This is a genomic window from Hyphomicrobium sp. (genome assembly GCF_036780825.1).
Taxonomy (GTDB): Bacteria; Pseudomonadota; Alphaproteobacteria; order Rhizobiales; family Hyphomicrobiaceae; genus Hyphomicrobium_C.
On sequence record NZ_DAIQCD010000017.1, the window covers coordinates 54,917 to 66,595 of the forward strand.

The window sequence follows — 11,679 nt, forward strand, 5'->3', positions numbered from 1 at the left end:
ATTTCGCCCAATTCGGCTGATCTTGTGCGCGCCACCAGGACGGGGGGCTGCAAGGGACCCTCGGAATAGCAGAGTGACAGAACACGTTCTGGAGTTGCGCTGAGGCTCTTTTGGAGCACCGGTACCCCAACCAACTGCGTTGGTTGAAGATCCGTCGCACGGCGGGTGGTCGAGCTTCGTCCAAGGGGGAAGCGGCCACGAGGGAATCGGGCCGAGCCGCGGCACTGTCGCTCGCGAGGATGGAGATCAGTATGCGATTTTTCGCATTTGCAGCGTTTGCGGCGCTTTCTTTCGCCGTGATCGGCGCACACCCGGCGAGCGCCGGCAACAAGCACTGCAGCAAGGCGAGCGCCTGTGGCAAGACGGCGTCTCACCACACGTCGAAGAAGACGGCCCACAAGAAAGCCGCACACAAGCGCGGCCACGCCAATCGCTCTCACGCCACCAAGGGCATCGCGTCCTATTACTGGCAGGGTCAGAAGACCGCGTCTGGTGCGCGCTTCAATCCGAACGCCATGACGGCTGCCCACCGGACGCTGCCCTTCGGCACCAAGGTGCGCGTTACCAATCACAACAATGGCCGCTCGGTCACCGTGACGATCAACGATCGCGGACCGTTCATCAAAGGCCGGGTGATCGACCTCTCGAAGGCCGCCGCCGGCGTCATCGGCATGCATGGCTCGGGAGTCGCACCGGTGTCGATCGCCGTACTCGGCAGCGGTTGATCAAAGACGGTTCACGTCGCATTGGAGGCGGGTCGCTCAGCGGCCCGCCTTTTTTAATGGTCGAAGGCCGGGCTCGCGGAGGCGCTTTTCCGGCGGACGCTTGGGACGGCGGCAAAATCCCGTATATTGCGGAAAGTTGTTATCCGTGACGTGGATTGCCGCGATGAAACCCAAACCGACGAGCAAGGAACGCGTTGCGGCCATCGCCGTCATCCGCACCGCCATGGTCGAGAAAAAGCTGACCCAGGCCGGGCTCGCGGACGCGGCGGACTGCCACGAAAAAACCGTGCAGAACCTGCTTCATGGCAAGCCCGTGCGGGAACAGACGCTGTTCGACGTGGCAATGGTTCTGGGCCTCGACTACCAGCGCCTGAAAGAATCCTGGTTCGGCACGATGTCCACCGCCCAGCCGATGGAGCTCAAGGGCGAGGGCGGCGTGGTGGCTCCGGTCTACATGGGGGCCTATACGCGCGCCGCCGTGGACCATTACATCGGCAGCTATCTCACCATCCGCCCGGCGTTTGCGAAGTCCGACACGATCGTGGCCTACCGCACCGACATCATGTGGGATCCCGAATGGCCGAGCCTGCTCTTTGAAGAACGTGACCGACCGGACGCGCCGTTCTCTCACCGCGGCCGGCTCTACGTGCCCGCATCCTCCATGTACATCCATCTGGTCTCATTGACGAAAGGGGCCATGCGCATGGTCCTCGTCTCCCAGATCGACCAGACGGGAGAAATGCGCGGCCTGATCACCACGCTCAACAAGCAGCGCGCCGCGTTCACGCCGGTATCGTCTCCGATCGTCTACATGCGCCGCCAGGAGTTCAAGTCCCTGGCTTTCGGCGAGATCACCGCCAAGACTCCCGAATACGCGCTCTATAAGAGCCTCCTCGAGAACGCCTTGGATGAAGGCTACGCTCGCCTGGTCGCTCCGTAGCATCTCAATTTTCTAGAGCCGTTCCGCTTTAGGCGGAATCGGGGAACGGCTCTAACTTTTTGTTTGATCGTGCTTCTTTCCGGACACTTTAACTTGCATGGCTTCGCCCGGTCCTTCTCTTGCACGGCTCCGCCATGACCGGTTCCCACTTTTCCGGAAGCACTCTAGGCAGGCCTTACGCCACGGACCGGCTGGGCGTTTCGCCGGCCAGGATTTCCCGGCGGCCGGCATGGTTCGGAGCGCTGATGATGCCTTCGCTCTCCATGCGCTCGATCAGGTCGGCGGCGCGGTTGTAGCCGATGGAAAGGCGGCGCTGCACGTAGCTGGTGGACGCCTTACGGTCACGCAGGACGATGGCAACTGCGCGGTCATAGAGGCTCTCGCTATCGGCTCCGCTCGCTCCGCCTCCGCGTGAGTCGCCGCTCTCCTCGGGCGGCGCATCGATGTCTTCGACATAGCGCGGGGCACCCTGCGCGCGCAGATGCGCTGCCACTGCCTCGACCTCCTCGTCGGACACGAACGGCCCGTGGACGCGGAGAAGCTGGCCGGCGCCGGAGGTCATGAGCATGTCGCCCTGGCCAAGGAGCTGCTCGGCGCCCTGCTCGTTGAGGATGGTGCGGCTGTCGATCTTGGAGGCCACGCGGAAGCTGATGCGTGTCGGGAAGTTGGCCTTGATGGTGCCGGTGATGATGTCGACCGAGGGACGCTGCGTGGCCATGATCAGGTGGATGCCCGCGGCGCGTGCCTTCTGGGCGAGGCGCTGGACGGCGGTCTCGATATCCTTGCCGGCGGTGATCATGAGATCGGCGAACTCATCCACCACCACGACGATATAGGCCATCGGGGCGAGATCCATTTCCTCACGCTCGTAGACCGGCTGGCCGGTCTCGGGGTCGAAGCCAGTCTGCACCGTGCGCGCCAGGGGCTCGCCGCGCTGGGCGGCGGCACCCACGCGCGTGTTGAACGCCTCGATGTTGCGGACCGAGAGCTTGGCCATGCGCTTGTAGCGCTCTTCCATCTCCGCCACGACCCAGTTGAGCGCCGCCACCGCCTTCTGCGGATCGGTGACGACGGGGGTCAGAAGATGGGGAATGTCGTTGTAGACGCTGAGCTCCAGCATCTTCGGATCGATCATCAGGAAACGGCACTTCTCCGGCGGGTGCCGGAAGAGGATCGAGAGAATCATGGCGTTGACGCCCACCGACTTGCCCGAGCCCGTGGTTCCGGCAACGAGAAGGTGAGGCATACGCGCCAAGTCAGCGATGATCGGCTCGCCGCCGATGGAGCGGCCGAGCGCGAGGGGCAACACGCCATCGGCAGAGGCGAAGGCGGGGCTCTCGATGATCTCGCGCAGCCCGACCATATCGCGCTGGCTGTTGGGCAGCTCGATGCCGATCACGTTGCGGCCGGGGATCACGGCGACGCGGGCGCTGGTGGCGCTCATGGAACGGGCGATGTCGTCGGCAAGCGCCATGATGCGCGTCGCCTTCGTGCCGCGTGCAGGCTCGAGCTCGAACAGCGTCACGACGGGCCCCGGCTTCACGTCGCGCACCTCGCCCTTGACACCGAAGTCGGCAAGCACGTCTTCGAGCAGGCGCGCCGTGCCGCGCAGCACGGTTTGAGAAACCTCGCTGCCGGTCTTGGACGGCGGGCTCCGCTTCAGCATGGCAGGAGCCGGGCGCCGGAAAGCGGGTGCGGCACGGCGGGCTGCGACGGCGCGTAGCAGGCTTGTCTGGGCCCTGCGGGGAGCCGGCGGCTCGGGCGCCACGGCCTCCGCCGGGGAGGGCGCGGGCTCGGGCGGGGGAGTTGGCGCGCGGGTGGCGGGCGGTGCCTCCCGCGTTCCGCCGAGAAAACGCGGCAGTTCGTGCGGTGCAAGCGCGGGTTCGGGCGGAAGAGGGCGGGCGCCCGGCGGCGCGAACCGCTCCGCAATGGCGCGGCTCGAGATTTCGAGTGTCGGATCTACGGTGACCGGCACGTCGTCGACCGGGAACGCATCGGCCTCGTCCTGGCCGAACTCGTCTTCGAGATCCTCGTCGATTGGGGGCTCGCGGTAGGCGGACTGGCCCCGGCGCGGCATGCGCACGGGCTCGGGCGATGATTCCGAACGGCGCGCGAAGATGCCCGGAAGCACGGGTTCGACAGGGCCGCCGCGGACGCGGGCGCCGGCTCGCGCGGAACGTTCTCCGAGGGTGCGAAGGTTTCCAATGGCCGAGGCGAGCAGGCCGTGCCCTGCGGCCCCGCTCGTGGGCAGATGGTGTGCCTGGTTCCCGTTCCACGCGGCGGCACGGGCCGGGCGTCTTGGAAGCACATCCTCGCGCGTGACGCCGAGAGCGCGCACCAGCGACGACATGCCAAGCCCCGTGAGCAGGATGGCCGCGGCCGGGCGGGCCGTGTCGGTGCTGATGTAGCCGAGCATCGAGACCGCGGCATCGAAGATCACGTCGCCCAGAATTCCGCCGTAGCCGTGCTCGATTGGCCAGGAGGCGCTACCTGGAAAGGCGGAGACGGCGGCGGCCATGCCGAGCACGGCAAAGGGATAATAGGTGGCCTTCGCCCGCAGGCCTGCAACCTGACGCGAGAGGACGAGTTCGAAGCTCCAGATCATGAGCGGTAGAAGGGCTATGGCCGAGGCGAGGCCTAGCGTCTGCAGCAAGAGGTCGGCGATGATGGCGCCCGGCGCGCCGAGCGCGTTGCGGACCGCGCCGTTCGTGGCATGCGTGAGGCTGGGATCGGCGACCGACCAGGACACGAGGCTTGCCCATACGGCGGCAATGGCAAGGAGAAGCATGAGGCCGGATGTACGGCCGAGGGTGCCGATCAGGCGCGCTTCGAGGGCGGCCGGCATGAGGCGCTGGCGATCAAGCCCGGAAATAATCGGCCCTTTGGCGGACGGCATGGTGGCGAACGTCTCTTACGCAGATACATGAATGACCCGTTCGAGGGCTTTCCAGACGGGAAAGGCGTCGCGGAGAAGCGCCCGCGGAGGCGTGCTCGCGGATTGGTTCCCGGTACGCCTAGTCCGAGCCAGGAAGGCACCGGATATGACCTTGACCTGGAAACGTTTCCATAAGGTTAGTGGAACGTTGTCGGCGTTGCTGAGGTCACTCGTAGGAGCGTGCGGGAGGGCGCCGGAGACCGTACCTGGTCGCTCTTACCGCTCGGGCGCGGCATCGCGTTTTGTACTGTCGTAATTGGCGGCGGACGCGAGACCGATGGCCTGGTCAAGGCCGCGGGCGCCGCGCAGGTCCGCCTCGTCGATGTTCGCACCCGTGAAATCGGCGCCGGCCAGATTGGCACCCCGGAAATCCGCTTGCAGCAGGTTGGCGCCGCGCAGGTTCGCGTCTCGCAAGTCTGCGCCAGGAAAGCGCGCGTATTTCAAAAGTGCTTCGGGAAACTTCGCTTCCGTCAGAATGGCGCCCGTGAAGTTGGCGCTGATAAGGCTGGCGGGAGCGAAGAGCGCCTCCTCGCGCGTGGCGCCGCCGCCGAAGACGGCGCTCGTCAGGTCGGCATTCGAGAAGTCGGCCCGGTCGAGCCAGCCGTCGGAGCGGATGCGGACGAGCTTGGCGCCGACGAACTTGGGGGCTTCGGCGGTGACGACCTCGAGGCTGGTGAAGGTCGTCGGACGAAGGATCACGGCGTCCGTCAGGTCCGCGCCCGAGAAGTCCGCGGCCGTGATGGTGGCGCGGTTGAGGCGCGTTCCGACAAGTGAGGAGCCCGTAAGGTTGGCATGCGAGAGGTCGGCCCCGTAGAGGTCGGACCCGTCAAGCTCGGCGCCCTTGAAGTCCAACTCGGCAAGATCCATGCGCGTGAGGTTCAACCCTTTGAGATCGGGGCGGGCGCCTGGCTTCGCCGAAAAGATGCGGGCGACCACTTCGCGCGTGCTCAGCTGCTTGCCTTCGCTCTCCGGCGTGGTGGGAGCAGGGCCGGGCGCCGTGTAGCTCGGCAGACCGCCGGCGGAGGCACCCGTGGCGGCCGATACGGCGATCATGAAAACGGCGGCGGTGTCGGTCGCAATGCTCATGCTTCGCTTTCTCTTTGGAGCGCGTTCATGCTTGGTGAACACGCCTAAGCCTTTGCTTGGGAAGCTGGTTCACGTTCTGGTGGTTGCGTGCCGCCTCCACCGCGAACGATCAGGCTCCAGGTGATCCTGCCGTGTTTCAGCCCATCATGCCGAGGCCGCTTCGTCCTTCAAGAGTTTGTAATTGATGGAATCGAGCAGAGCTTCGAAGCTGGCGTCGATGATGTTCGGAGAGACGCCGACGGTGATCCAGCGTTTTCCCGTCGCGGTGTCGAGGCTTTCGACGAGCACTCGCGTCACCGCCTCGGTGCCCCCGGTGAGGATGCGCACCTTGTAATCCACCAGCTCGATGCTCTCGATATATTTTTGATAGCGCCCAAGATCCTTGCGCAGCGCGCGGTCGAGCGCGTTCACGGGGCCGTTGCCCTCACCGACGGACCAGATGGGCTCCGGCTCGCCGTCGATGAACACCTTGACGGTGGCTTCCGACACCGTGACCAGCTTGCCCATGGCGTTGTGGCGGCGCTCGACCATCACACGGAAGCTGTTGACCGCGAAATAATGCGGCACTTCGGCGAGGTGGCGCCGGGCCAGCAGCTCGAAGGACGCTTCTGCAGATTCGTAGGCGTATCCGGCCGATTCCCGCGCCTTCACCGCATCGAGCAGCGCCTGGATGCGGGGATCGTCCTTGTCGGCGGCGATGCCGAGGGTTTCGAGGGCGGCCATCACGTTGGAGCGGCCAGCCTGCTTCGAGACCAGGAGGCGGCGCGTGTTGCCGACGGTTTCCGGGGGAACGTGCTCGTAGGTATCGGGATCCTTCAGGATGGCGGAGGCGTGAATGCCGGCCTTGGTGGCGAAGGCGCTCTCGCCGACGTAGGGCGCATGCCGATCGGGCGCCGCATTCAGAAGCTCGTCGAGCACGCGGCTTGCGTGAGTCAGCGTGCGCAGCCGCTCGGGCGTTACGCCTGTCTCGAACCGGTCCGCGAAATCCGCCTTCAATAGAAGCGTCGGGATGATCGAGGTCATGCTGGCGTTGCCGCAGCGCTCGCCGAGGCCGTTGAGCGTGCCCTGGATCTGGCGGCAGCCTTGGCGTACGGCAGCCAACGTGTTGGCGACGGCGTTGTCGGTATCGTTGTGGGTGTGAATGCCGAGATGAGCCCCCGGCACGTGCGTGACCACCTCGGCGACGATGCGCTCGACCTCGTGCGGCAGGGTGCCGCCGTTGGTGTCGCAGAGCACGACCCAGCGGGCGCCGGCCTCGTAGGCCGTGCGGGCGACGGCCAGCGTGTAGGCCGGGTTGGCCTTGTAGCCGTCGAAGAAGTGCTCGCAGTCCAGCATGGCCTCGCGGCCGGATGCGACGACGGCCTTGACGCTCTCGGCGATGGCCTCGAGGTTTTCCTCGTTCGAAATGCCGAGCGCGACCCGCACATGATAGTCGGACGCCTTGGCAACCATGCAGATGCTGTCGGCAGCGGAGGCGAGCAGGGCCTGGAGGCCCGGATCGTTCGAGACCGAGCGCCCAGCCCGCTTGATCATGCCGAACGCCGTAAAACGGGCATTTTTGAAGGCGGGCCTGGTTTTGAAAAACTCGGAATCCGTGTCGTTGGCGCCGGGATAGCCGCCTTCGACGTAATCAATGCCAAGATCGTCGAGAAGCCCTGAGACGCGGCGCTTGTCCTCGAGCGAGAAGTCGACGCCCGTGGTCTGTGCACCGTCGCGGAGCGTGGTGTCAAAGAGATAGAGGCGTTCCTTGCTCATCGGTCCTGGCTTTCGTCGGGTCGGCTGTCCGAGCGGCTGTGCGTTCTGCCGGCCGCTCTGCAGCACGATCAAGCGTCTTGGGCAGCCCCCAGCTTCTTCTTCATCGTCGTGTTGGGCAGCCAAAGGTCATCGCGCGGCACCATGTTCCGCTGGGTGGCTTCATAGCCGCGGGCTTCGAAGAACGGCTCCGCCGTGTCGCTCGCCTCGACGGTGATCTCCTTGGCGCCGCGGCCCTGCGCAAGCCGCTCGATGGCGTCAGCGAGCGCCGTCCCCACGCCCTGGCCGGCGAAGTAGGGATGGACGTAGAGCATATCGAAGACGGTGTTGTCCTTGAGAGACGCGAAGCCGGCGTATTCGCCTTCGACCTGGACGACGAGCGTCGTCATGGAGCCGAGCCTGTTTGCGAAGGCTTCCGCGTCGGCAGCGGCGGCCGCCCAGGCGAGGCGCTGGTCGTCGTTGTAGTCGTCCGCCGTCAGCTCCTCGATCGATTGGGCATAGAGGTCGCGCAGCGCCATGGTGTCGGGGATGAGGAACGGACGGAGCGGATAGGAGGTGGTCATCATCGTCTACTGCCAGATGTAGCCGTTCTCGACGGCGAGATAGACGGCGAGGACCAGGATGGCGATTTTGATCGCGATGTAGATCCGCCAGTGCCGCGGGAACGGGAGGTCCTTCTTCCAGTTGCTCATCTGGTTGTTCTTTCGTCTGATCCATAGAGGCCGACATCGCGGACAATCATGTCCATGACCGATAGCGTGTCCGCCAAGACGTCATTGTTCCAGAAACGCAAGACACGATAACCGTTTGCTTCGAGCCATCGGGTTCGCGCGGCGTCGCTTCTCATCGTCTTCGGCTCGCCATGCTGGCCGCCATCCAGCTCGATCACAAGTTTCGCGCCGTGATCGGCAAAATCGGCAATGCAGCGACCTATCGGCGCCTGTTGCCGGAAATGGAATCCTTGGCGATTGAGCTCACGAAGCTCGCGCCAGAGGCTGCGCTCCGCCTGGGTTTTCTCTCGCCGAAGCCGTCTGGCGCGCTCGCTCATGATGTTGGTCATGATGCGAATTCCAAAAACGCGCGGCTATTCCCCTCCCCCTTGTGGGGAGGGGTTAGAGGTGGGGGGGCTCCTGAACGCCGGCGTTTGGGCCTCCCCCCCTCCCGGCCTCCCCCACAAGGGGGGAGGAGAAGTAAGGCCGGCGGGCTCATCGGGCGATCTCCCAGGAGGTGGTGATCTCGCCGGTGCTGGGGTCCTTGGCGTCCTTCAAGGCGACGCCCATGGCGGCAAGCTCGTCGCGCAGACGGTCGCTCTCCTTGAAATCTTTGGCCTTGCGTGCGGCGAGGCGGGCGGCGACGAGAGCGTCCACCTGGTCCGCATCCACGCTGGCGACTTCGACGCCGACGTTCAGCGCGTCGCGCGTCTCGCCGCCGTAAAGCCCCATGAACTCGAGGGTCGCGCGCAGCTCGGCCGCCGTTTCCGCGTTGCGCTTCGCGGACTTCGCGAGGCCATGGATGATCGACAGGGCACTCGGCGTGTTGAGGTCGTCGGAGAGTGCCGCCACGACATCGGCGTTCGGGGCGTCGGCCGGCTCCACCTCAGCGATGAGGGCGGCGAAGTCCGAGAGGGTCGCGCGGGCCTGTAGCAGGCGCTCGGCGGTCCAGTCGATGGGCTGGCGGTAGTGCGTGCCGAGCATGGCGAAGCGGATGACGCGGCCGTGCCACTGGTTGGCGCCGAAGGTCTTTGTCGCCAAAAGATCGTGGATGGTGATGAAGTTGCCGAGCGATTTCGACATCTTCTCGCCTTCCACCTGCAGGAAGCCGTTGTGCATCCAGACGTTTGCCATCACCGGCAGCCCGTGGGCGCAGCGCGATTGCGCGATCTCGTTCTCATGGTGGGGGAAGACGAGGTCGATGCCGCCGCCGTGGATGTCAAAGGTGGGGCCGAGATGCTTCTCGGCCATGGCCGAGCACTCGATGTGCCAGCCGGGGCGGCCAGGCGTGGCGATGCCAGCCGGCGAGGGCCAAGCCGGCTCGCCCGGCTTCGAAGGCTTCCACAGCACGAAGTCCATCGCGCCCTTCTTGTAAGGTGCGACCTCGACGCGGGCGCCGGCTTCCATCTCCTCGAGCGAGCGGTTGGAGAGGCGGCCGTAATCCGGCATCGATGACACGTCGAACAGCGCATGGCCCTCGGCCACGTACGCATGGCCGCGCGTGATCAGCGCCTCGATGAGCCGCGTCATCTCCTCGATGTGCTCGGTGGCGCGGGGCTCGACCGTGGGCGGCAGGACGCCGAGGGCGCCGATGTCGTCGTGGAACTGGCGCTCGGTGGCTCCGGTCACGCGGCGGATGGCCTCGTTCAGCGGCATATCGGGGAAATCCGCCGCCGCGCGGGCGTTGATCTTGTCGTCGACGTCCGTGATGTTGCGGACATAGGTGACGTGCCCGGCGCCGTAGACGTGGCGCAGGAGGCGGAACAGCATGTCGAAGACGATCACCGGGCGCGCGTTGCCGATGTGGGCATAGTCGTAGACGGTCGGGCCGCAGACGTACATGCGCACGTTCGCCGGATCGATGGGCGTGAACGGCTCCTTGCGCCGCGAGAGCGTATTATAGAGCGTGAGCGACACGCTTCCTCCTCATGCTTGCCTTGTGGCCTGCGAAAGCCCGAACGCGAGCCGGGACTCCGGCCGGCGGGCGATTCTCTGTCTTGTCATGAGGCAAAGAACGAGGCCGCGCGCCAGCCGATGGACTAGCTCGAAATGCTAATGGTGCCGCAAATCGTGACGGCAGGATTGCGCAGGGTCGTTCTCATGGCCGCTGTTATGCGGGCGGGCACGCAAGCCGTCAAGCGGGGCCGTATGGCCGAGGGGCGCTTCTTGGCTGCGGCGATGACGCCAGGTGATAGGGCGCTCGGGGCAGGGCGCCGCATTTCTCCCGCATTGACCCCGTAATCCCGCCCCACATAGTATGGTGAATACGTTGACCTGATGCGGGGTACGTTGGCCCCCCGATGATCGATGGGGTCCATGGCACGAACCGGCAGAGGCGCTTTCCAGCGCCGGATTTCCGATCTCGCGACGAAGGCGAAAGCGCGCGGAGTGCTTGGCGTCGCAAGCGCGATCCTGATCGCGGCCGGCGCTGCGGCTCCGGCGCTCGCGCAGGGCTGGTGGCCGTTTGGCGGCGACGAGGAGGCCCCGAGGCAGCGGGCGCCGGTTCCAAGCGAATCCATCTACGACGATCCCTATGGGGAAAGGCCGCAGACGCGCCGGCCCAATTCCATATGCCTCGAGCTCGAGCAGCGGCTCGTGCAGGAGGGACAGCGGGGAGGCGAGGCGCGCAACGTCATTCCGAGGATCGAGGACGATCTGGGACAGGCGCAGCAGGCCTACCGCTCGCAGAAGCAGCAGCTCGATCGCGGCGATTGCTACGAATATTTCCTTTTCTCGAAAACGCTGAAGCGTACGCGGCGCTGCGTCGATCTCGCCAATCAGGCGGACAACTCGCGGCGGCGCATCGACGACCTCGAGGTTCAGCTCTCTCAAGTTCAAGGCTCCTCGGGACGCAACTATAGGGACGAGATCATCCGCGAGCTGGCACGGAACAACTGCGGCGCGAGCTACCAACAGCAGGCGCGGCGGCAGGAAGGCGGATTCTCGGGCTTTTGGGACGACGGGGAGAGCAGCGGGTATAGCGGCGGCGGTGGTGGCTCGCGCTTCGGGGCGCTTCCTTATGCGACCTATCGCACCGTCTGCGTCCGCCTTTGTGACGGCTACTATTTCCCGGTGAGCTTCTCGACGCTGCCGAACCATTTCCAGCGCGATGAGGACGTCTGCCAGTCCAAGTGCGCGGCGCCAGCGGCACTCTATTATCATCAGAACCCGGGCGCAGGCATGGAGCAGGCCGTCGCCGCGCGCGATAATTCGCCGTACAAGCAACTCAAGACGGCGTTCCGCTATCGCAAGGAGTATGTCAACGGGTGCTCCTGCAAGGTCGCGGAGTACCAGCCCGAGCCCGGCGCCGTGGTGCATCAGAGCGCGGGCGGCCAGGATGGTGCATGGACATCTGGAGCGCCAGCTGGCTCCCCGGGCGGCGGGGCTCAGCCGCCGCCGGCGGCGCCTGCGCAGGAGTCCTATGACGACGGCGGTGGCTATGACGATGGCAGCGCGGGCGAAGCGCTACCCTGGGCGACGTCGCCGCAATAGTCACCTGTTGCAGCCGGCAAGCGGCAAGCCCCTCGGACG

General features: G+C 65.6%; 10 protein-coding genes. 3 read left to right on the forward strand and 7 right to left on the reverse strand.

The genetic code is table 11. The features are described 5' to 3' along the window. The first annotated feature begins 251 nt into the window (after window positions 1-251). Both V7P99_RS09090 and V7P99_RS09095 read left to right on the forward strand, forming a co-directional pair. Window positions 252-725: a septal ring lytic transglycosylase RlpA family protein gene (locus tag V7P99_RS09090; RefSeq protein ID WP_333794488.1), complete on the forward strand. Its 474-nt coding sequence runs from the start codon at window positions 252-254 to the stop codon at window positions 723-725. Between the two features lie 163 nt (window positions 726-888). Continuing rightward, entirely contained in the window at window positions 889-1,665 is a 777-nt protein-coding gene (locus V7P99_RS09095; RefSeq protein ID WP_333794489.1) for a helix-turn-helix domain-containing protein, read from the forward strand. A 175-nt stretch (window positions 1,666-1,840) separates the two neighbouring features. Here V7P99_RS09095 and V7P99_RS09100 read toward each other — a convergent pair whose 3' ends face one another. The 7 genes from V7P99_RS09100 to cysS form a co-directional block, all read right to left on the reverse strand. After that, complete coding sequence (locus tag V7P99_RS09100; RefSeq protein WP_333794490.1) at window positions 1,841-4,561, reverse strand: FtsK/SpoIIIE family DNA translocase; 2,721 nt, start codon at window positions 4,559-4,561, stop codon at window positions 1,841-1,843. A gap of 255 nt (window positions 4,562-4,816) precedes the next feature. Beyond that, on the reverse strand, window positions 4,817-5,686 hold the full coding sequence (locus V7P99_RS09105; protein ID WP_333794491.1) for a pentapeptide repeat-containing protein: 870 nt from the start codon (window positions 5,684-5,686) through the stop codon (window positions 4,817-4,819). Window positions 5,687-5,830: 144 nt separating this feature from the next. After that, window positions 5,831-7,441: a citramalate synthase gene (gene cimA / locus V7P99_RS09110; RefSeq protein WP_333794492.1), complete on the reverse strand. Its 1,611-nt coding sequence runs from the start codon at window positions 7,439-7,441 to the stop codon at window positions 5,831-5,833. A 68-nt stretch (window positions 7,442-7,509) separates the two neighbouring features. Then, window positions 7,510-8,001 carry a GNAT family N-acetyltransferase gene (locus tag V7P99_RS09115; protein ID WP_333794499.1) on the reverse strand — a complete coding sequence of 164 codons (492 nt, stop codon included), beginning with the start codon at window positions 7,999-8,001 and terminating at the stop codon, window positions 7,510-7,512. 6 nt (window positions 8,002-8,007) lie between these two features. After that, window positions 8,008-8,130: a hypothetical protein gene (locus tag V7P99_RS09120; protein WP_333794493.1), complete on the reverse strand. Its 123-nt coding sequence runs from the start codon at window positions 8,128-8,130 to the stop codon at window positions 8,008-8,010. Beyond that, the gene (locus V7P99_RS09125; protein ID WP_333794494.1) at window positions 8,127-8,498 is read right to left on the reverse strand and encodes an endonuclease domain-containing protein; all 372 of its coding nucleotides are present in this window, start codon (window positions 8,496-8,498) and stop codon (window positions 8,127-8,129) included. Before V7P99_RS09125 ends, V7P99_RS09120 begins: the two co-directional genes overlap by 4 nt. 145 nt (window positions 8,499-8,643) lie before the next feature. Further along, window positions 8,644-10,065 carry a cysteine--tRNA ligase gene (cysS, locus tag V7P99_RS09130; RefSeq protein WP_333794495.1) on the reverse strand — a complete coding sequence of 474 codons (1,422 nt, stop codon included), beginning with the start codon at window positions 10,063-10,065 and terminating at the stop codon, window positions 8,644-8,646. 399 nt (window positions 10,066-10,464) lie between these two features. Here cysS and V7P99_RS09135 point away from each other — a divergent pair, with 399 nt between their 5' ends. Then, window positions 10,465-11,640 (forward strand): DUF2865 domain-containing protein, encoded by a 1,176-nt coding sequence (locus V7P99_RS09135; RefSeq protein WP_333794496.1) that lies wholly within the window; start codon window positions 10,465-10,467, stop codon window positions 11,638-11,640. Window positions 11,641-11,679 lie beyond the last annotated feature (39 nt).

What these genes read in the sequence shown, in the direction of transcription:
- V7P99_RS09135 (WP_333794496.1), top strand. Translation starts at nt 10,465, where the DNA reads ATGGCACGAACCGGCAGAGGCGCTTTCCAGCGCCGGATTTCCGATCTC.
- V7P99_RS09105 (WP_333794491.1), bottom strand. Translation starts at nt 5,686, where the DNA reads ATGAGCATTGCGACCGACACCGCCGCCGTTTTCATGATCGCCGTATCG.
- V7P99_RS09095 (WP_333794489.1), top strand. Translation starts at nt 889, where the DNA reads ATGAAACCCAAACCGACGAGCAAGGAACGCGTTGCGGCCATCGCCGTC.
- V7P99_RS09100 (WP_333794490.1), bottom strand. Translation starts at nt 4,561, where the DNA reads ATGCCGTCCGCCAAAGGGCCGATTATTTCCGGGCTTGATCGCCAGCGC.
- V7P99_RS09120 (WP_333794493.1), bottom strand. Translation starts at nt 8,130, where the DNA reads ATGAGCAACTGGAAGAAGGACCTCCCGTTCCCGCGGCACTGGCGGATC.
- V7P99_RS09125 (WP_333794494.1), bottom strand. Translation starts at nt 8,498, where the DNA reads ATGACCAACATCATGAGCGAGCGCGCCAGACGGCTTCGGCGAGAGAAA.
- V7P99_RS09115 (WP_333794499.1), bottom strand. Translation starts at nt 8,001, where the DNA reads ATGACCACCTCCTATCCGCTCCGTCCGTTCCTCATCCCCGACACCATG.
- cimA (WP_333794492.1), bottom strand. Translation starts at nt 7,441, where the DNA reads ATGAGCAAGGAACGCCTCTATCTCTTTGACACCACGCTCCGCGACGGT.
- V7P99_RS09090 (WP_333794488.1), top strand. Translation starts at nt 252, where the DNA reads ATGCGATTTTTCGCATTTGCAGCGTTTGCGGCGCTTTCTTTCGCCGTG.